General features: G+C 56.6%; 16 protein-coding genes. 9 read left to right on the top strand and 7 right to left on the bottom strand.

Annotation, left to right across the window (positions count from 1 at the left end; all coding sequences use genetic code 11):
* The first annotated feature begins 14 nt into the window (after nt 1–14).
* The 7 genes from menD (at nt 15) to AAHF05_RS15215 (ending at nt 7,591) form a co-directional block, all read left to right on the top strand.
* Nucleotides 15–1,685: a 2-succinyl-5-enolpyruvyl-6-hydroxy-3-cyclohexene-1-carboxylic-acid synthase gene (menD, locus tag AAHF05_RS15245; RefSeq protein ID WP_374936354.1), complete on the top strand. Its 1,671-nt coding sequence runs from the start codon at nt 15–17 to the stop codon at nt 1,683–1,685.
* The gene (gene menH, locus AAHF05_RS15240; RefSeq protein ID WP_129324222.1) at nt 1,682–2,443 is read left to right on the top strand and encodes a 2-succinyl-6-hydroxy-2,4-cyclohexadiene-1-carboxylate synthase; all 762 of its coding nucleotides are present in this window, start codon (nt 1,682–1,684) and stop codon (nt 2,441–2,443) included. Before menD ends, menH begins: the two co-directional genes overlap by 4 nt.
* A 10-nt stretch (nt 2,444–2,453) precedes the next feature.
* Nucleotides 2,454–3,311: a 1,4-dihydroxy-2-naphthoyl-CoA synthase gene (gene menB / locus AAHF05_RS15235; protein ID WP_129324223.1), complete on the top strand. Its 858-nt coding sequence runs from the start codon at nt 2,454–2,456 to the stop codon at nt 3,309–3,311.
* The gene (gene menC, locus AAHF05_RS15230; RefSeq protein WP_332616225.1) at nt 3,311–4,276 is read left to right on the top strand and encodes an o-succinylbenzoate synthase; all 966 of its coding nucleotides are present in this window, start codon (nt 3,311–3,313) and stop codon (nt 4,274–4,276) included. The genes menB and menC overlap by 1 nt, the downstream gene beginning before the upstream one ends.
* The gene (gene menE, locus AAHF05_RS15225) at nt 4,273–5,634 is read left to right on the top strand and encodes an o-succinylbenzoate--CoA ligase (RefSeq protein WP_332616223.1); all 1,362 of its coding nucleotides are present in this window, start codon (nt 4,273–4,275) and stop codon (nt 5,632–5,634) included. Before menC ends, menE begins: the two co-directional genes overlap by 4 nt.
* A 124-nt stretch (nt 5,635–5,758) precedes the next feature.
* On the top strand, nt 5,759–6,298 hold the full coding sequence (locus AAHF05_RS15220; protein ID WP_028016260.1) for a YfaZ family outer membrane protein: 540 nt from the start codon (nt 5,759–5,761) through the stop codon (nt 6,296–6,298).
* Between the two features lie 93 nt (nt 6,299–6,391).
* A complete protein-coding gene (locus AAHF05_RS15215; RefSeq protein WP_129324226.1) occupies nt 6,392–7,591 on the top strand; it encodes a nicotinamide mononucleotide deamidase-related protein YfaY in 1,200 nt (399 codons plus the stop codon).
* A 33-nt stretch (nt 7,592–7,624) separates the two neighbouring features.
* On the opposite strand, the gene glpC is transcribed toward AAHF05_RS15215, so the two are convergent.
* The 3 genes from glpC to glpA are packed head-to-tail and all read right to left on the bottom strand — an operon-like array spanning nt 7,625 to nt 11,647.
* The gene (gene glpC, locus AAHF05_RS15210) at nt 7,625–8,815 is read right to left on the bottom strand and encodes an anaerobic glycerol-3-phosphate dehydrogenase subunit GlpC (RefSeq protein ID WP_129324227.1); all 1,191 of its coding nucleotides are present in this window, start codon (nt 8,813–8,815) and stop codon (nt 7,625–7,627) included.
* Nucleotides 8,812–10,029 carry a glycerol-3-phosphate dehydrogenase subunit GlpB gene (gene glpB / locus AAHF05_RS15205; RefSeq protein ID WP_129324228.1) on the bottom strand — a complete coding sequence of 406 codons (1,218 nt, stop codon included), beginning with the start codon at nt 10,027–10,029 and terminating at the stop codon, nt 8,812–8,814. Before glpB ends, glpC begins: the two co-directional genes overlap by 4 nt.
* Nucleotides 10,019–11,647 carry an anaerobic glycerol-3-phosphate dehydrogenase subunit A gene (gene glpA / locus AAHF05_RS15200; protein WP_129324229.1) on the bottom strand — a complete coding sequence of 543 codons (1,629 nt, stop codon included), beginning with the start codon at nt 11,645–11,647 and terminating at the stop codon, nt 10,019–10,021. Before glpA ends, glpB begins: the two co-directional genes overlap by 11 nt.
* Before the next feature lie 256 nt (nt 11,648–11,903).
* Here glpA and glpT point away from each other — a divergent pair, with 256 nt between their 5' ends.
* Together glpT and glpQ are read left to right on the top strand one after the other, a co-directional pair.
* On the top strand, nt 11,904–13,256 hold the full coding sequence (gene glpT / locus AAHF05_RS15195; RefSeq protein ID WP_108090815.1) for a glycerol-3-phosphate transporter: 1,353 nt from the start codon (nt 11,904–11,906) through the stop codon (nt 13,254–13,256).
* An 11-nt stretch (nt 13,257–13,267) separates the two neighbouring features.
* Nucleotides 13,268–14,320, top strand: coding sequence for a glycerophosphodiester phosphodiesterase (glpQ, locus tag AAHF05_RS15190; protein WP_129324230.1), 1,053 nt, complete (start codon nt 13,268–13,270; stop codon nt 14,318–14,320).
* Between the two features lie 23 nt (nt 14,321–14,343).
* On the opposite strand, the gene yfaE is transcribed toward glpQ, so the two are convergent.
* The 4 genes from yfaE to ubiG form a co-directional block, all read right to left on the bottom strand.
* Nucleotides 14,344–14,598, bottom strand: a complete 255-nt coding sequence (gene yfaE, locus AAHF05_RS15185) for a class I ribonucleotide reductase maintenance protein YfaE (protein WP_028016267.1) — start codon at nt 14,596–14,598, stop codon at nt 14,344–14,346.
* Nucleotides 14,598–15,728, bottom strand: coding sequence for a class Ia ribonucleoside-diphosphate reductase subunit beta (gene nrdB / locus AAHF05_RS15180; RefSeq protein WP_028016268.1), 1,131 nt, complete (start codon nt 15,726–15,728; stop codon nt 14,598–14,600). Before nrdB ends, yfaE begins: the two co-directional genes overlap by 1 nt.
* Before the next feature lie 51 nt (nt 15,729–15,779).
* Entirely contained in the window at nt 15,780–18,065 is a 2,286-nt protein-coding gene (nrdA, locus tag AAHF05_RS15175) for a class 1a ribonucleoside-diphosphate reductase subunit alpha (RefSeq protein ID WP_049006418.1), read from the bottom strand.
* Between the two features lie 347 nt (nt 18,066–18,412).
* Complete coding sequence (gene ubiG, locus AAHF05_RS15170) at nt 18,413–19,141, bottom strand: bifunctional 2-polyprenyl-6-hydroxyphenol methylase/3-demethylubiquinol 3-O-methyltransferase UbiG (protein WP_028016270.1); 729 nt, start codon at nt 19,139–19,141, stop codon at nt 18,413–18,415.
* Nucleotides 19,142–19,252: the final 111 nt, after the last annotated feature.

The following is a 19,252-nucleotide window of genomic DNA, read 5'->3' as shown; positions in this document are numbered from 1 at the left end:
TTCCGGACAATCTCATGTCAGTAAGTTCTTTTAACCGACGCTGGGCGGCGGTGATCCTTGAAGCCCTGACGCGCCATGGCGTCAGGCACGTGTGTATTGCGCCGGGTTCACGCTCAACGCCGCTGACGCTGGCGGCCGCTGAAAACCGGGCTTTCATTCACCATACCCATTTCGATGAACGCGGTCTTGGCCATCTGGCACTGGGGCTGGCGAAGGTCAGCAAAGAGCCTGTAGCGGTGATTGTCACTTCCGGTACCGCCGTGGCGAACCTCTATCCGGCGCTGATTGAAGCCGGTTTAACCGGTGAAAAACTGATCCTGTTGACGGCTGACCGCCCGCCTGAGCTTATTGACTGCGGTGCCAATCAGGCTATTCGCCAGCAGGGACTCTTTTCCTCGCACCCTTCGCAGACAATCTCGTTGCCGCGTCCCACGCAGGATATCCCGGCAAGCTGGCTGGTTTCCACCGTCGATCACGCCATGGAGACATTGCGCAGTGGGGCGTTGCATATCAACTGCCCGTTTGCCGAACCGTTGTATGGCGAACTGGACAACACCGGCCTTGAGTGGCAGCACACCCTCGGTGACTGGTGGGAAAGTGAAAAACCGTGGCTGCGTGAGCAGACGCATCTTGAGAGCTCTAAACAGCGAGACTGGTTCTTCTGGCGGCAAAAACGCGGCGTAGTAATCGCCGGGCGCATGAGTGCCGCCGAAGGCAAGCTGGTCGCCGAGTGGGCGCAAACCCTGGGCTGGCCGCTGATAGGTGACGTGCTCTCTCAGACCGGTCAGCCGATGCCGTGCGCCGATCTCTGGCTGGGAAATGCGAAAGCCGTCACTGAGCTTTCGCAGGCGCAGATTGTTGTCCAGCTTGGTTCAAGCTTAACCGGTAAGCGATTACTGCAATGGCAGGCAACGTGCACCCCGGAAGAATACTGGCTGGTGGATCCGCTGGAAGGACGGCTCGACCCGGCGCACCATCGCGGGCGTCGTCTGGTCAGCAGTATCGACACCTGGCTTACGCTCCATCCGGCGGAAAAACGCAAACCCTGGGCTGTTGAAATACCGGAACTTTCGCGTCAGGCGTGGGAGCTCACCAAAGCGCATTGTGAAGCGTTTAGCGAGGCCGGACTGGCGCACCGTATTCGCCAGTACCTGCCTGAGCAGGGGCAACTGTTTGTCGGGAATAGCCTCGTTGTGCGCCTGATTGACGCGTTTTCGAAGCTGCCTGCGGGTTACCCGGTTTACAGCAACCGAGGCGCGAGCGGCATTGATGGTCTGATCTCAACGGCAGCAGGCGTGCAGCGCGCCAGCGCGAAATCGACGCTGGCAATCGTGGGCGATCTCTCTGCACTCTACGATCTCAACGCGCTGGCGCTGCTACGACAGGCGTCCGCCCCGTTTGTGCTGATTGTGGTCAACAACAACGGTGGGCAGATCTTCTCTCTCTTGCCAACGCCGCAGAGCGAGCGTGAGCGCTTTTACCTGATGCCGCAGAACGTCCAGTTTGAACACGCTGCGGCGATGTTCAGCCTGAAATACCATCGCCCGGAAAGCTGGGAACAGCTTGATATGGCGCTGAGCACCGCCTGGAAACAGCCGGGAGCAACGCTGATTGAGCTGGTGGTGAATGATGCTGACGGCGCGCAGATGCTGCAAAGCCTGCTGGCACAGGTGAGCCAGCTGTGATCCTCTCGGGTGTGCAACAGGCTGGAAAACCAGGTTATCCCTGGCTGGTCTTTTTGCACGGTTTCTCCGGGGATTGCCGTGAGTGGCAGGTGGTTGGCGAGAAACTCAGCAATTATCCCCGGCTGTACCTGGATCTACCGGGGCACGGTGGCTCCGGGAATATTGGCGTGTCCGGGTTCAACGAGATGAGCAATATGCTCACCCGAACCTTGCTTAGTTACAACATACTTAACTTCTGGCTTATCGGGTACTCCCTCGGCGGCCGCGTTGCGATGTTCCATGCCTGCCAGCAGCCACAGGGGCTGCAGGGGGTGATTGTGGAAGGTGGGCATCCGGGTCTGCAGGATGACGAAGAGCGCAACAGGCGGCGGGTATCTGATCGCCGCTGGGAACAGCGTTTTCGTACTGAACCGCTGGATAAAGTCTTTGCTGACTGGTATCAACAGCCCGTGTTCGCCTCCCTGACGGACACCCAGCGCGAAGCGCTGGTTACTTTGCGCAGTCAGAACAACGGCATGACGCTGGCGATGATGCTGGAGGCGACATCGCTGGCCGTGCAGCCTGATTTGCGTGCCGCGCTCAGCGCCCGCAATTTCCCATTTGAATATTTATATGGTGAACATGATGACAAGTTTACGGCCCTTGCCGCGGAACTGAACGCCGTTCGCCATGCAATTCCCAACGCCGGACACAACGCCCACCGGGAAAACCCGGGTGCAGTTGCTGCGTGTCTGGCTCAGATACTGCGTCTTCGATAAAGGACTCTCTATGATCTATCCTGATGAACACATGCTCTATGCTCCGGTTGAATGGCAAGACTGCTCCGAAGGTTATACCGACATCCGTTACCACAAATCCGCAGACGGCATTGCTAAAATCACCATCAATCGTCCACAGGTACGTAACGCCTTTCGTCCGCTGACCGTGAAAGAGATGATCCAGGCGCTGGCAGATGCGCGCTATGACGACAGCATCGGCGTGATTGTTCTGACCGGCGAAGGTGACAAAGCGTTTTGCTCCGGTGGCGATCAGAAAGTGCGCGGTGACTACGGCGGATACCAGGATGATGCGGGTACACACCACCTGAACGTGCTCGATTTCCAGCGTCAGATCCGTACCTGTCCAAAACCGGTCGTGGCGATGGTGGCAGGCTATTCCATCGGTGGCGGTCATGTGCTGCACATGATGTGCGATCTGACGATTGCCGCAGAGAACGCTATTTTCGGCCAGACTGGCCCGAAAGTGGGCTCTTTCGACGGCGGCTGGGGTGCCTCTTACATGGCGCGCATTGTCGGGCAGAAAAAAGCCCGCGAAATCTGGTTCCTGTGCCGTCAGTACAATGCTCAGGAAGCGCTGGATATGGGGCTGGTCAATACTGTTGTACCGATTGCCGATCTCGAAAAAGAGACCGTGCGCTGGTGTCGTGAAATGCTGCAAAACAGCCCGATGGCGCTGCGCTGCCTGAAAGCCGCGCTGAACGCCGACTGTGACGGTCAGGCGGGTCTGCAGGAACTGGCGGGCAACGCCACGATGCTGTTCTACATGACCGAAGAAGGTCAGGAAGGGCGCAACGCGTTTAACGAAAAACGCCAGCCAGACTTCAGCAAATACAAACGGAACCCGTAATGCGTCGCGCGCAGGTTTACCGCTGGCAGATACCGATGGACGCGGGTGTGGTACTGCGTGAACGGCGGTTAAAAACCCGTGACGGCTTCTTCGTTCATCTGCAGCAGGGTGAGCGGGAAGGCTGGGGGGAGGTTTCACCTCTGCCGGGCTTTAGCCTTGAGTCGCTGGATGACGCGCAGTCTGCATTACTGGCGTGGGCCGGAGAGTGGCGTGAGGGAGCGGATCCGGCGTTGCCGGACGTTCCTTCCGCGGCTTTTGGCATTAGCTGTGCGCTGGCGGAACTCGACGGTAGTTTGCCTGAAGAGGCTAATTACCGTGCGGCACCGCTCTGCACCGGCGATCCGGACGAACTGTTCGCCCTGCTTTCCGCCATGCCCGGTGAGAAAGTGGCGAAAATCAAAGTTGGCCTGTACGAAGCGGTGAGAGACGGAATGGTCGCTAACCTCCTGCTGGAGGCGATCCCGGATCTGCATCTGCGTCTGGATGCTAACCGCGCGTGGACGCCACTTAAGGCACAGCAATTCGCGAAGTACGTCAATCCGGCATACCGCAGTCGCATTGCCTTCCTGGAAGAACCGTGTAAAACCCGCGATGATTCGCGTGCGTTTGCCCGCGAAACGGGGATTGCCATTGCCTGGGATGAAAGCCTGCGCGAAGCGGATTTTGAATTTGTCGCCGAACCCGGCGTCAGCGCGGTAGTGATTAAACCAACGCTGACCGGCAGTCTGGCGAAAGTGCGCGAGCAGGTCGCAGCGGCACATGCGTTGGGGTTGACGGCGGTGATCAGCTCCTCCATCGAATCCAGCCTTGGGCTGACCCAACTGGCACGTATCGCTGCCTGGTTAACGCCAGACACGATCCCGGGTCTTGACACGCTAAACCTGATGCAGGCTCAGCTTATTCGCCAGTGGCCGGACAGTCCGCTGCCGTGCCTCGACGTTGAGGCGCTGGAGCCATTGCTATGAGTTTTACCGACTGGCCGTGGCGGCACTGGTGTGCGCAGGCTGCCGATAAGCCGGCGCTGAGGCTGAACGATGAGGTGCTTACCTGGGAACAGCTGTGTGCGCATGTCGACCACCTTGCGGCAGGATTTCAGCAGCAGGGCGTCGGAGAGGGCGACGGTGTGCTGCTGCTGGCCCATAATCATCCGCAAACCTTGACGGCATGGCTGGCACTGCTCCAGAGCGGGGCGCGCATTCTTCCCGTTAACCCGCAGTTGCCGCGTCATCTGCTGGATGTTCTGCTTCCGCAGATGACCCTGCGCTTTGCGCTGGTGCTGGACGGCATCTACGACGATCTTCCCGTCCTGAACATGTACGAGCATGCTGGCGAACACCGCGTTACGTGGCAACCGGCGCGGTTGGCCTCCATGACGCTGACCTCCGGCTCCAGCGGGTTGCCGAAAGCGGCGGTCCATACCTGCGAAGCCCATCTTGCCAGCGCGCTCGGTGTGCTGGCGCTGATGCCCTACGGTGATGAGGATGACTGGTTACTTTCGCTGCCGCTGTTTCATGTTTCCGGTCAGGGGATTTTATGGCGCTGGTTGCAGGCTGGGGCACGTTTAACCGTTCGCGAAAAGCAGCCGCTTGAGCAGGCACTGCAGGGCTGTACCCACGCTTCTCTGGTACCGACACAGCTCTGGCGTCTGCTTAACACTCAGCATCATATTGCGCTGAAAGCCGTTCTGCTCGGCGGAGCGGCAATACCTGTTGAACTGACAGAGGAAGCGCGAAAACAGGGCGTTCGCACCTTCTGTGGCTATGGCTTGACGGAGTTTGCTTCAACAGTCTGTGCGAAAGAGGCGGACGGCGAGCCGGATGTGGGCGGTGTACTGCCGGGCAGAGAAGTGCAGGTGGTTGACGGTGAAGTCTGGATCAAAGCGCAAAGTATGGCCTCAGGCTACTGGCGTGACGGGGTGTTGATCCCGCTGACGAATGAGCAGGGCTGGTTCGCGACCCGCGATCGCGGTGAATGGCATGATGACCGGCTGACAATTCTGGGGCGTATGGACAACCTCTTTTTTAGCGGCGGAGAAGGGATCCAGCCTGAAAGTCTTGAGCGGGTTATCGCCCGTCATCCGCAAATTAACCAGGTGTTTATCGTCCCGCTGGACGATGCCGAGTTTGGGCAGCGCCCGGTAGCCGTGGTGGAGTGTGAACCGGGAACGGATATCACCTGTTTACCTGACTGGGTCCGGGATAAACTGGCGCGTTTTCAGCAACCCGTCCGGTGGTTAGTGTTGCCGACTGAGCTCAAAAATGGCGGCATTAAGGTCTCCCGTCGCGCGCTGCAACAGTGGGTGAATGCATCGCTTAAGGGATAGTAGCCGTTTCAAATAGTTACAATCTACCGGCCTGCCGCACGCAGAGTGCTTGATCCCATGGAGACTGCGGTTAAAATCTCGCGGTTTTAGGACTTCTTTATAATAATTGTGCGGGATCACGACAATGAAAAAAGTGGCATTACTGGGCTTCGGCCTGATGGTTGTTTCTGCGGCGGCAAACGCCATTAGCATTAACGGCTCGGCGGGTCAGGATTATACCCACCTGGGCTTTGGCATGGGTACCGAAACGTCCGGTCTGGCAATGACCGGCGGCTGGACACATAACGATGACGACGGCGACGCGGCCAGCCTCGGCCTGGGCCTGAACATTCCTCTTGGTCCGTTCCTGGCCACTGTCGGCGGTAAAGGTATTTATACCAACCCGAACGACGGTGATGAAGGCTATGCGGCGGCAGTGGGCGGCGGTCTGCAGTGGAAAATTGGCGACAGCTTTGGCCTATTTGGTGAGTATTACTATTCCCCGGACTCGCTCTCCAGCGGCATTGAAAGCTATGAAGAAGCCAACGCCGGTGCGCGCTGGACCATCATGCGTCCAATTACCATCGAAGCAGGCTATCGCTACCTGAACCTGGCCGGTAAAGACGGTAACCGCGACAACGCGCTGGCCGACGGCCCGTACGTGGGCGTCAGCGCAGGTTTCTAATCACTCCGGCGCGGCATTCCGTCGCGCCAGTTTCTCTCTTCTCCATCCCGCGTTTGCGCTATAGTGTTTTGACCATTTAAGCGGGAGAACATAATGATTAACGTGGAGATGTTATCCACCGGCGACGAAGTGCTGCATGGACAGATTATCGACACCAATGCTGCCTGGCTTGCCGATCTTTTCTTTGAGCAAGGATTACCGTTAACGCGCCGCAACACGGTGGGCGACAATCTTGAGTCACTGGTCAATATCCTGCGCGAGCGCAGCGAACACTGTGACGTGCTGATCGTGAATGGCGGGCTTGGCCCCACCAGTGACGATCTCAGCGCACTGGCCGCCGCCACGGCAAAAGGGGAAGGGCTGGTGTTGCATGAGGCGTGGTTGGCACAGATGGAACGCTTTTTCTCCGAACGCGGCCGCGTCATGGCACCCAGCAACCGCAAACAAGCTGAAATTCCCGCCAGCGCTGAGTTGGTTGACAACCCGGTCGGTACCGCATGTGGATTTGCCATGCAGCTGAACCGCTGCCTGATGTTCTTCACGCCGGGCGTACCCTCAGAATTTAAAGTGATGGTCGAGCAGCAGATCCTGCCGCGCCTTCGCGATCGTTTTACCCTGCCTGAACCCCCGATTTGCCTGCGTCTGACCACTTTTGGCCGCTCGGAAAGCGACCTGGCCCAGAGTCTCGATCGCCTGCAACTGCCGCCAGACGTATCAATGGGGTATCGATCCTCTATGCCGATCATTGAACTCAAGCTGACGGGGCCTGCAGAGCAGAAAGCGGCGATGCTGGCACTCTGGCCTGAGGTGCAGCGTGTGGCGGGTGAAAGCCTGATCTTTGAAGGGACGGAAGGGTTGCCCGCGCAGATTGCGAAGCAGTTGCAGTCTCGTCAGCTGAGCGTGACCTTAAGCGAGCAGTTCACCGGCGGCCTGCTGGCGCTGCAGCTGTCGCGCGTCAATGCGCCGCTGTTGGCCAGCGAAGTGGTGCCGTTCCAGCAGGAGACGCTGGCGCAGACCGCCCGTTGGGCTTCTGAAAGAAGGGTAAAACATTTTGCCGGGCTGGCGCTGTTTGTCGGTGGGCTGGATGAGGAATACCTGAACTTTGCGCTGGCGACACCGGAAGGCACGTATGCCCTGAGGGTAAAAATGAGTATCACCCGTCACAGCCTGGCGATACGGCAGGACGTTTGCGCCATGATGGCGCTGAACATGCTGCGCCGCTGGCTGAATGGCAAAGAGGTTGCCAGCGAGCACGGCTGGATAAACGTTGTCGAGTCGCTGTTCGTTGAGTAAAACACTGACCGGGGCTTTTCGCCCCGGTCATCTTCAGCCCAGAGCCCTCGCCAGTAAGGTGATCGGATGTTCGCAGCGCTTGCTGGTGGACATCTCTATTTGCCACTTGCAGGTTTCGCAGTCGGTTACCACGATATCCGCGCCGCTTTCCTCAATCTGCCGGAACAGTGGGGCGCCAATCGCCTGTGACGTTTCGTAATTTTCACTTTTGAAGCCGTACGTTCCCGCAATACCGCAGCAGCGGGAATCCAGCACCGTCAGCTCCAGCCCAGGAATTAAGCGTAGCAATTCAAGCGTATAGAGCGACCAGCCCATTTTTTCCATGTGGCAGGGCGTGTGATACACCACTTTCAGCGGCAATTTCCCCAGCGGCAACGTCTGCCCGCTATCCAGTTTGCGCCACAGGAAGCGTGTTGCCAGTTCAATGTGCTCACGCAGCCCGGTGTTATCCACGTCCAGCAGATGCGGGTACTCATCGCGCAGGGTGAAGGTACAGGTAGACGAGGTGGCCAGCACCGGAATCCCCTTGTCGATGATGGCTTCACGCAGTGAGGTGACATTGCTTTTGGCCTGCTTGCGCGCTTTATCCGTAAATCCGTTGGCGATAAGTGGTACACCGCAGCATTTTTCCTTACTGAGTAACTGAACGCCCGTCCCCATCGCATTCAGCACTTTAAGCAGATCTTTACCCAACTGCGGGTAGTTGTAATTCACATAGCAGCCATGGAAGAACGCCACCTGTTCGGCATACTGCGCCTGTTGCGCCGCGACGGATTTATACCAGCGACGGAAGGTACCGTGAGAATATTTCGGCAGGCTGCGGTGATGGTCTATTTTAAGCGTCGCATCCAGCAGCTGGCGCACCGGTTTGAGCGCGGTCGCCGCATTCACCAGCGGGGCGAACGGCGTCGAGATGCTCCCCATCAAATCGGTGTGACTCAGAATAGCATCCCGCAATGAGGGCTTTTGCGTGCTATAGCGCGCCCGGGCGCGCTGGATAATGTCGCCAATGTTGACGTCCGACGGACAGGCAACTTCACAGCGTTTGCAGTTGATGCAGTACTTCAGCGCCTCATCATACAGCTTGCCGTCTTTCAGTCGCAGACGCTCACCGTCCGGCCCGGCCTGTTTCGGACCCGGATAGCGTGGATTTACGCCGCTGACCGGGCAGACGGTAGTACACACAGTGCATTTAATGCAGCTTTCAAAACGGGTATCGTTCATTGTTCAGCCTCCATGCGCTGGCTAATTTGCTCTGCCACATACAGCGCCGTCACGGCGCAGACCCCGCCACCGCAGCCCTGGGCGATAGGATCATATCCGCCAAGAAGCGAGCCGATAGCAAAGAGATTCCTGACTGACTTACCCGAAAGTTGCGGGTGCAGGTGGTTATCGACAATGACGCCGAACTGTTGCCAGGGTTGTGGCGTGAAGAAATCACTCTGATACCAGTCCGCGCGGGAGGCGCTTTGCCGGACATCCAGCCCCATTATGGCTTCGCGGATGCCGTCCCGACTGCTCAGCAGCCCGTTACTGAAGAAGCTGCCGCTTGCCAGCACCGTAAAGCGGGCGCGAAGCGGAATATCATCGTGGTTGCGCGTCCAGATTTCGCTCACTTCCCCGTCAGCCAGGGTGATTTTTTTCACCTCATCACCCGCCATCCAGACGCCACCCTGCGCAACAAATTTGCGCTGGAGCTGGGTATGCAGGCGAATACCGGGAACCGACGGGGGCAGCGTCGGCAGTAAACCGAGTGTGCAGGGTAGACGATCGGACAGCCAGCGCCAGAGTCGATTGTCGTTTAAGCCAAAGCATGCGGGCATAAACAGCGCATCGCACCCTTCTGCAAGCGGTTTGAGCGCCTCATAGAGCAGCGGCCATCTCTCTTCATTATCGAGAAAACGGGCAATATTCACCGCGCGAAACTCGCTCGGGTTATCGCGCAGGACATCAAGCTCAGGCAGCTCTATTTCTGCCGTTTCAGCGTTTATCCCCTGGCGACAAAGTGATGCCGCCGCGAGATGGGGCTGAAAATCCAGAAAACCGCTAATACCGACCACCCGCACACGTGCTGAGTTGAACGGCGCGACGGGCACCTCCTCCGGGCTGAGCCAGGCGGAGCGTAGGGTGCCGAGTGGTGTAACGCGCTGATGATTTTGCCTGGCGCTTCCCTGCAGACGTGCGCCGCAATCCGCCAGTAGCGCTTCGGTTTCCAGGGCAAAACGATCGATATGCTGCGCGCCAGTCAGATGATAAGGATGCTCTGGCGGAAGTTGTTCGCGGTACCTTTCGTCCACCAGATCCAGCGAGCCCGACGAGAAGTGCAGGGCGCTCTGGCCCCGGGTGATAATAGCGCAGCGTAGCCCCTGCTTCGTGAGTTTGATGCCACAGAGCAGACCCGCCAGCCCGCCGCCGACGATCGCGGTATCAAATTTCATCGTGTTGCTCCTTCTCCAGACCGCACAGCCCCTGGTAGACCCAGCGGGTAAATTCACTTTCACGCAGAGCATCGCCCCAGGCGACAGGCTGAATGCCTTTCCAGCGCTCGTTTAAAAAAGCACTGAGTTGATCGAGCGACTGGGTCGCGGTGGTGGTATGAAAGCGTTGCAATAACCCGGCGGCACGGCAGGCGCACAATTCACCCTGACACGTCCCCATTCCAACCCGGGTGCGGCGGCGGAGATCGAGCAGAGAATTGACGGTCAGATTTTCCACCGCATATTGTACTTCGCCCGCGGTTACGGCTTCGCACTCGCAGACCAGGCTGCGACTAAGCCGGCCTTCGCCCAGCCAGACCGGCGTCCTGTCACCATGACGATAGATAGCCGAACCGCGCAGGGGAGCGGGCAGGGAGATAATTTTTTGCAGCGTCTTCTCGGTAGACTGACGTGAGCCGGGCAGGGGCTGTTCTGCCGTTTTGCACGGCTCGGTGTTGCCCAGTTTGCGGCAGACGGCATCGGTTGCCCATTCGGCCATCAGACGATAGGTCATCAGTTTGCCACCGGTGATGGTGATAAACCCTTCCATGCCGTCGCGTTCAGCATGATCGAGCAGCACAATGCCCCGGCTGACGTTACGCCCGCTTGGGTCGTTATCGCTGGCAACTAACGGACGCACACCCGCGTAGGCGCGCAGGATCCGGGTCTGCGCCATCACCGGGACCAGTTTTTCCCCTTCACGCAGCAGAATATCCACTTCTTCAGCAGTGACGCGGTTGTAATCAATCTCGCTATAGTCCACGTGGGTTGAGGTGGTACCGATTAATGAAATGGTATCGCCCGGAACCAGAATATCGGCATCAGACGGTTTACGGCAGCGGTTAATCACATGGTTATTGATGCGATGGTCGAGGATCAGCAGCGAGCCTTTTGCCGGAAACATGCGAACGGACAAGTCGGCATACTCCGCAATCCGCTGCCCCCAGATCCCCGCTGCGTTGACGACCACGGAAGCATACAGTTCACTGTGTTCATTATATTGCGTATTAAAAAGCCGCACGCCACGGACGCGGTTACCTTCCCGGATAAGCCCGGTCACTTCATGCCCGGTCAGGATGTGCGCGCCATGTTCGCGGGCATCAAGCATATTGGCGGCCGTCAGGCGGAAGGGATCAACCGTGCCGTCTGGCACTTTTACCGCCCCTGTCAGGATCGGGTTGACGGAGGGCTCAATGCGCCGCGCCAGGGCCGGGTCAATGGCCTCGGCCTGAATCCCCGCCGCGCGACAGGCGGTAATGAAGGTAGCCTGAAAGGCGAGATCGTCTTCGGGAAGCGTGATAAACAAGCCGTCTGTAGGTTCAATGCAGTGGCGAGCAATCCGTCGCAGGATTTGGTTTTCGGCAATACATTCACGAGCCGATTCGCCATCGGTAACGGCGTAGCGGGCACCGCTGTGAAGCAGGCCATGATTGCGCCCGGTGGCGCCTGTCGCAATATCATGGCGCTCCAGAAGCGTGACGCTCAACCCCCTGAGTGCGCAATCACGTGCGATGCCGGCACCGGTCGCACCGCCGCCAATGATAATCACATCGCTGTAGCGTGGATCGTGAATTGTCATTGTCATCCCTCTGTGTTCGTTTTTTTACCATTTAGCCACATGAAAACTATGGTTTGTTTGATTTCGAACACAAACGAGCGAAATTCGAAAGTGAAACGTGATTTCATGCGCTTTTTTGCGCATTCTGTCATATTTCTGTAACAATCTGTGCGTTGATTCACAGTAACAATCACCGTGATTTCTTAACATCGCCGCCTCTCTGGAGTATGGGGCAGTAAAACCCCTGTAAATTCAATACATGGCCACGGAGGCTGTCATGCTCAGTATCTTCAAACCCGCGCCGCATCGTGCGCGTCTGCCTGAGGCAGAAATTGATCCGCTATACCGTCGTCTGCGTTGGCAAATTTTCCTGGGGATTTTCTTCGGGTACGCGGCGTACTACCTTGTGCGTAAAAACTTCGCCCTCGCCATGCCGTATCTGGTGGAGCAGGGCTTTTCGCGGGGGGATTTAGGGTTTGCGCTGTCGGGAATTTCGATTGCCTACGGTTTTTCCAAATTCATCATGGGTTCCGTGTCGGATCGCTCGAACCCGCGTGTGTTTCTGCCAGCCGGTCTGATCCTGGCGGCTGCGGTGATGTTGTTTATGGGCTTTGTGCCGTGGGCAACCTCCAGTATTGCCATCATGTTCGTGCTGCTGTTCCTCTGCGGCTGGTTCCAGGGAATGGGATGGCCACCATGCGGACGCACCATGGTGCACTGGTGGTCGCAGAAGGAACGTGGCGGCATCGTGTCGGTATGGAACTGTGCGCATAACGTGGGAGGCGGTATTCCACCGCTGCTGTTCCTGTTGGGGATGGCCTGGTTCAACGACTGGCACGCGGCGCTCTACATGCCTGCTTTTGGTGCTATCGTCGTGGCGATTATCGCTTTCGCGCTGATGCGCGACACGCCTCAGTCCTGCGGTTTGCCTCCGATCGAAGAGTACAAAAACGACTATCCGGATGATTACAGCAAGGAGCACGAAGAAGAGCTGACGGCAAAACAGATCTTCATGAAGTACGTCCTGCCGAACAAGCTGCTGTGGTACATCGCGGTGGCAAACGTGTTCGTTTACCTGCTGCGCTACGGCATCCTCGACTGGTCGCCAACCTACCTGAAAGAGGTGAAGCACTTCGCGCTGGATAAATCCTCCTGGGCCTACTTCCTGTACGAATATGCCGGGATCCCAGGCACGTTGCTTTGCGGCTGGATGTCGGACAAAGTGTTTAAAGGCAACCGTGGCGCGACGGGCGTGTTCTTTATGACTCTGGTGACCATCGCCACCGTGGTGTACTGGCTTAACCCGCCGGGCAATCCGGGTGTGGACATGGCCTGCATGATCGTCATCGGCTTCCTGATTTACGGTCCGGTAATGCTGATTGGTCTGCACGCCCTGGAGCTGGCGCCGAAAAAAGCGGCGGGCACGGCGGCAGGCTTTACCGGCCTGTTTGGCTACCTCGGCGGGTCGGTCGCGGCAAGCGCCATTGTGGGCTATACCGTTGACTTCTTCGGCTGGGACGGCGGCTTTATGGTGATGATTGGCGGTAGCGTGCTGGCGGTTCTGCTGCTGATTGTTGTGATGATCGGCGAAAAACGTCACCACGCTGAAGTGCTGGCGCGTCGTCAATAAGGAGCATTGCGATGAAATTAACTCAGTTAGCTACCAGTCTGCTGCTGGCAGGCCTGATGACAGGCTCCGCGCTGGCGGCAGATAAAATCGTTATTGCCCACCGCGGCGCAAGCGGCTATCTGCCGGAGCATACGCTCCCGGCAAAAGCGATGGCCTATGCGCAGGGCGCGGATTACCTGGAGCAGGATCTGGTGATGACGAAGGACGACCAGCTGGTCGTCCTGCATGACCACTATCTTGACCGCGTGACGGACGTGGCGGAGCGTTTCCCGGACCGCGCCCGCAAAGATGGCCGTTTCTACGCCATCGACTTCACGCTGGCGGAAATTCGCTCGCTGAAATTTACCGAAGGCTTTGAGCTCGAAAACGGCAAAAAGGTGCAGGTTTATCCGGGACGCTTCCCGATGGGCAAATCTGACTTCCGGATCCATACCTTCCAGGAAGAGATTGAGTTTGTTCAGGGGCTGAACCACTCAACCGGTAAAAATATCGGTATCTACCCGGAAATCAAAGCGCCGTGGTTCCACCACCAGGAAGGGAAAGACATTGCGGCCAAAACGCTGGACGTACTGAAGCAGTACGGATACACCAGCAAAAAGGACAAGGTGTATCTGCAGTGTTTTGACGCCGCTGAGTTGAAGCGCATCAAAACCGAGCTGGAGCCGAAGAGGGGGATGGATCTCAATCTGGTGCAGCTGATTGCCTATACCGACTGGAACGAAACCCAGGAGAAGCAGCCGGACGGGAAGTGGGTGAACTACAACTACGACTGGATGTTTAAGCCGGGGGCGATGAAGCAGATAGCGCAGTACGCCGATGGCATCGGGCCGGATTATCACATGCTGGTGGCGGAAGGCTCAACGCCGGGGCACGTGAAGTTGACGGCGATGGTGAAAGAGGCGCATGCCAGCAAGATGCAGGTCCATCCGTACACGGTGCGTGCAGACCAGTTGCCGCCGTATGCCACGGACGTGAATCAGCTCTACGACGTGCTGTATAACCAGGCGGGCGTGGACGGACTGTTTACGGATTTCCCGGATAAAGCAGTGACGTTCTTAAAATAGAAAAAGGGCCGTAAGGCCCTTTTTTACATCTCGATCTCGATATCGCCTTTTGCCCGGCAGCAGCAGGGCAAAATTTCCCCTTCACTGATAAAGGCCAGCGGCTCGGTCAGCCAGTCCACCTGGCCGGTCACCAGACGGCAGCGACAGGAGCCGCAATAGCCTTCACGACACTGATACTCAACCGCCACCTGGTTCGCCTCAAGCGCCACCAGCAGAGAAGGGTGCTCTTCCTGACACAGCACTTCGGTGCCAGAAAGACGTAGCGTTACGCGTGTCATCAGAGCTGGAAGTTGCTCAGGTCGTCAGTATCAACTTCGGAGTCAATCTGACCGACCAGGTAAGAACTCACTTCCACTTCCTGCGGCGCAACCTGCACGTTATCGGACACCAGCCAGGTGTTGATCCACGGGATGGGGTTGGAGCGCGTCTGGAACGGCAGGTCGAGACCGACAGCCTGCATACGGATGTTGGTGATGTACTCAACATACTGGCACAGAATGTCTTTGTTCAGGCCAATCATGGAGCCGTCGCGGAACAGGTAGTCTGCCCACTCTTTCTCCTGCTGGGCCGCCAGCACGAACAGGTCATAGCACTCCTGTTTGCACTCTTCGGCGATTTCCGCCATTTCCGGGTCGTCCACGCCGCTGCGCAGCAAGTTCAGCATGTGCTGGGTGCCGGTCAGGTGCAGGGCTTCGTCACGGGCGATAAGACGGATGATTTTGGCGTTACCTTCCATCAGCTTGCGTTCGGCAAAGGCGAAAGAGCAGGCAAAGCTCACGTAGAAGCGAATGGCTTCCAGCGCGTTGACGCTCATCAGGCACAGATACAGCTGTTTTTTCAGCGCACGCAGGTTCACGGTAACAGTTTTGCCGTTCACGTTATGGGTGCCTTCGCCCAGCAGATGCCAGTAACTGGTCATCTCGATCAGTTCGTCGTAGTAGTGAGCAATGCCTTCTGCGCGTTTCTGGATCTGCTCGTTAGTGACGATATCGTCAAACACCACCGCCGGATCGTTAACGATATTGCGAATGATATGGGTGTAAGAACGGGAGTGGATCGTCTCAGAGAACGCCCAGGTTTCCACCCAGGTTTCCAGTTCCGGAATGGAGATCAGCGGCAGCAGCGCCACGTTCGGGCTGCGGCCCTGAATGGAGTCCAGCAGTGTCTGGTACTTCAGGTTGCTGATGAAGATATGTTTTTCGTGATCCGGCAGCGACTGGTAATCAATACGGTCGCGGGAGACGTCAACCTCTTCCGGGCGCCAGAAGAAGGAGAGTTGCTTTTCAATCAGCTTTTCGAAGATGTCATATTTTTGCTGATCGTAGCGTGCCACGTTGACTGGCTGGCCGAAGAACATCGGCTCTTTGAGCTGGTCGTTTTTCGTCTGTGAAAAGGTGGTGTATGCCATGAATTGGAGTCCTGTCTTACGAAATAAAGGCGGGGAAATCCCCGCCCTTTATTAGATCTTACATGCGCCGCTTTCGCAGCCATCGTCCTGAATTGACGGTACAAGGTCGTCCTGCGCGTCTTCTGCACCATCTCGGGTGTTGTGATAGTACAGGGTTTTCACGCCAAATTTATAGGCAGTGAGCAGGTCTTTCAGCAGTTGCTGCATCGGTACCTTACCTGACGGGAAGCGCGTTGGGTCGTAGTTGGTGTTTGCAGAGATCGACTGGTCGATAAACTTCTGCATGATCCCAACCAGCTGCAGGTAGCCGTCGTTGTTTGGCATTTCCCACAGCAGCTCGTAGTTGTTACCCAGCGTCTCGTAATCCGGCACCACCTGGCGCAGAACACCGTCTTTCGACGCTTTAATGCTGACGTGGCCGCGAGGTGGCTCGATACCGTTGGTGGCGTTAGAGATCTGCGAAGAGGTCTCAGACGGCATCAGGGCAGAGAGCGTGGAGTTACGCAGGCCATAAGTCTTAATGGATTCGCGAAGGCCTTCCCAGTCCAGATGCAGCGGCTCGCTGACAATCGCGTCCAGATCTTTTTTGTAGGTATCGATCGGCATAATGCCTTTCGCGTAGGTGGTTTCGTTAAACCACGGGCACGCACCTTGCTCTTTCGCCAGCTCGTTGGACGCTTTCATCAGATAATACTGAATAGCTTCAAACGTCTGGTGGGTCAGGTTGTTGGCGCTGCCGTCAGAGTAACGCTTGCCGTTTTTCGCCAGCCAGTAGGCAAAGTTGATCACGCCAATGCCCAGGGTACGACGACCCATTGCACCACGTTTAGCGGCCGGGATTGGGTAATCCTGGTAGTCCAGCAGGGCATCCAGCGCACGAACCGCCAGCACGGCCAGCTCTTCCAGCTCGTTGAGGCTCTTAATCGCACCCAGGTTGAACGCAGACAGCGTACACAGCGCAATTTCACCGTTTTCGTCGTTAACATCGTCCAGCGGCTTGGTCGGCAGGGCGATTTCCAGGCACAGGTTAGACTGGCGCACTGGCGCAACAGCCGGATCAAACGGGCTGTGGGTGTTGCAGTGGTCAACGTTCTGGATGTAGATACGGCCGGTAGAGGCACGTTCCTGCATCATCAGAGAGAACAGGTCTACCGCTTTCACACGCTGTTTACGGATACTGTCGTCTTTTTCGTATTTGGTGTACAGACGTTCGAACTCATCCTGATCAGCGAAGAACGCGTCGTACAGGCCAGGGACGTCAGACGGGCTGAACAGGGTGATGTCTTCACCTTTCAGCAGACGGGTGTACATCAGTTTGTTGATCTGTACGCCATAGTCCATGTGACGCACGCGGTTGCCTTCCACGCCACGGTTGTTTTTCAGTACCAGCAGGCTTTCCACTTCCAGGTGCCACATCGGGTAGAACAGGGTCGCAGCACCGCCGCGTACGCCGCCCTGAGAGCAGGATTTAACCGCCGTCTGGAAGTGCTTATAGAACGGGATACAGCCGGTGTGGAATGCTTCACCGCCGCGAATTGGGCTGCCCAGAGCACGGATGCGACCGGCGTTGATACCGATACCAGCACGCTGGGAAACGTATTTCACAATGGCGCTGGAGGTGGCGTTGATAGAATCCAGGCTGTCACCACACTCGATCAGCACGCAGGAGCTGAACTGGCGGGTAGGGGTGCGCACGCCAGACATGATTGGCGTAGGCAGAGAAATTTTGAACGTGGATACCGCATCATAGAAACGCTTCACGTATTCCAGACGGGTTTCACGTGGGTAGTTAGAGAACAGGCAAGCGGCCACCAGAATATAGAGGAACTGGGCGCTTTCGTAGATCTCACCGGTCACACGGTTTTGAACCAGGTATTTGCCTTCGAGCTGCTTCACCGCCGCGTAGGAGAAGTTCATGTCGCGCCAGTGATCGATAAACCCGTTCATCTGCTCGAACTCTTCTTCCGTATAGTCTTCCAGCAGATGCGTGTCGTATTTGCCCAGCTCAACCATTTTCACTACGTGATCGTAAAGCGCAGGCGGCTCAAACTGGCCGTAGGCTTTTTTGCGCAGGTGGAAAATGGCCAGGCGTGCAGCCAGGTACTGATAATCCGGTGCTTCACGGGAGATCAGATCCGCCGCCGCTTTAATGATGGTTTCATGGATATCAGACGTTTTGATGCCGTCGTAGAACTGGATGTGAGATTTCAGTTCAACCTGGGAGATAGATACGTTGTTCAGTCCTTCTGCTGCCCAGTCGAGAACTCGATGGATTTTGTCCAGATTGATACGCTCGGTGGTACCGTCGCGCTTTGTCACCAGCAGACTCTGATTCATGTGGGTTTTACCTGTCCGTGAAATAAAAAATATCCCCCGTTTATCCACAGATCCGTCTTGTGACTAACTCTGTGGATAAATACTACATATAGGGGGTTTGCGATAAGAAAAACGCTATATGGTGAGTATTCTAGTATCGATTCTTTTCAGCACAAGGGTTGATTTTGACGTTAAATTGAGGTTGTGAAAGCGTAAAAAAGGCTAAGTCCTCGTACCGTAAGGCCTGGAAGACATGTCAATAATTAAGAAAAAAAATTCAAAATTTGATCGAGTGCTGATTTCTTCTACGGGCGGTCAGAATTGCGCAACATGATGTCGCGCAATCTTTATAAGAATAACAGATGACGTTAGTCGTTTTTGGCAGTTGTATGCAACATATAGTTAACATCCACGCCCGGTGCGAGTTTGAATTTATCGGTCAATGGATTGAAATGCAGACCGGTGATGTGTTGCTCTTTAAGCCACGTCTGGTCAACCCAGCTCAGTAACTCAGCAGGCTTAATGAATTTCTTCACGTCGTGTGTCCCTTTCGGCACCATGCGCAGCACATACTCTGCGCCGACGACGGCCATCAGCCAGGCTTTACCATTACGGTTGATGGTCGAGAAGAAGACTTGTCCACCGGGTTTCACCAGTTTTGCGCAGGCGTGCACCACGGACTGCGGATCGGGAACGTGCTCCAGCATCTCCATGCAGGTCACCACATCGTACTGATGCGCATGTTTGGCCGCGTGCTCTTCCACGGTTTCCTGCACGTATTCCACCTTTATGCCGGACTCCAGGGCATGGAGACGGGCAACCTGCAGCGGCTCAAAGCCCATGTCCAGACCCGTGACAGTCGCCCCTTCGCGCGCCATGCTCTCTGCCAGGATACCGCCACCGCAACCGACATCGAGCACTTTCTTACCGAACAGACCGCCGGAACGCTCCGCGATGTAGCCCAGACGCAGCGGGTTAATACGGTGCAGAGGTTTGAACTCACCCTCGAGATCCCACCAGCGGGACGCCACCGCTTCAAATTTGGCAATCTCTTCATGGTCAACGTTGTGAGACACCGGGGATTTTTCGGCATTCATGGGCGCTTTTACTCCTTATTTAGCAAGACGAATGAGTATATCAGGCAATCCCTGTGAATAAAGCGTATAGGTTTACCTCAATCACCTCGGCTGTGTTATAATTTGCGACCT

It is taken from the genome of Enterobacter adelaidei (assembly GCF_041937165.1).
GTDB classification, from domain to species: Bacteria; Pseudomonadota; Gammaproteobacteria; order Enterobacterales; family Enterobacteriaceae; genus Enterobacter; species Enterobacter adelaidei.
Note: the sequence above shows the minus strand (reverse complement) of the source record. Positions and strands in the feature narration are given on the sequence as shown.

Bases quoted from the DNA above. Each gene is read 5' to 3' on its own strand.
- menD (WP_374936354.1), top strand. From the start codon at position 15: ATGTCAGTAAGTTCTTTTAACCGACGCTGGGCGGCGGTGATCCTTGAA.
- menB (WP_129324223.1), top strand. From the start codon at position 2,454: ATGATCTATCCTGATGAACACATGCTCTATGCTCCGGTTGAATGGCAA.
- menC (WP_332616225.1), top strand. From the start codon at position 3,311: ATGCGTCGCGCGCAGGTTTACCGCTGGCAGATACCGATGGACGCGGGT.
- menE (WP_332616223.1), top strand. From the start codon at position 4,273: ATGAGTTTTACCGACTGGCCGTGGCGGCACTGGTGTGCGCAGGCTGCC.
- AAHF05_RS15220 (WP_028016260.1), top strand. From the start codon at position 5,759: ATGAAAAAAGTGGCATTACTGGGCTTCGGCCTGATGGTTGTTTCTGCG.
- AAHF05_RS15215 (WP_129324226.1), top strand. From the start codon at position 6,392: ATGATTAACGTGGAGATGTTATCCACCGGCGACGAAGTGCTGCATGGA.
- glpC (WP_129324227.1), bottom strand. From the start codon at position 8,815: ATGAACGATACCCGTTTTGAAAGCTGCATTAAATGCACTGTGTGTACT.
- glpB (WP_129324228.1), bottom strand. From the start codon at position 10,029: ATGAAATTTGATACCGCGATCGTCGGCGGCGGGCTGGCGGGTCTGCTC.
- glpA (WP_129324229.1), bottom strand. From the start codon at position 11,647: ATGACAATTCACGATCCACGCTACAGCGATGTGATTATCATTGGCGGC.
- glpT (WP_108090815.1), top strand. From the start codon at position 11,904: ATGCTCAGTATCTTCAAACCCGCGCCGCATCGTGCGCGTCTGCCTGAG.
- glpQ (WP_129324230.1), top strand. From the start codon at position 13,268: ATGAAATTAACTCAGTTAGCTACCAGTCTGCTGCTGGCAGGCCTGATG.
- yfaE (WP_028016267.1), bottom strand. From the start codon at position 14,598: ATGACACGCGTAACGCTACGTCTTTCTGGCACCGAAGTGCTGTGTCAG.
- nrdB (WP_028016268.1), bottom strand. From the start codon at position 15,728: ATGGCATACACCACCTTTTCACAGACGAAAAACGACCAGCTCAAAGAG.
- nrdA (WP_049006418.1), bottom strand. From the start codon at position 18,065: ATGAATCAGAGTCTGCTGGTGACAAAGCGCGACGGTACCACCGAGCGT.
- ubiG (WP_028016270.1), bottom strand. From the start codon at position 19,141: ATGAATGCCGAAAAATCCCCGGTGTCTCACAACGTTGACCATGAAGAG.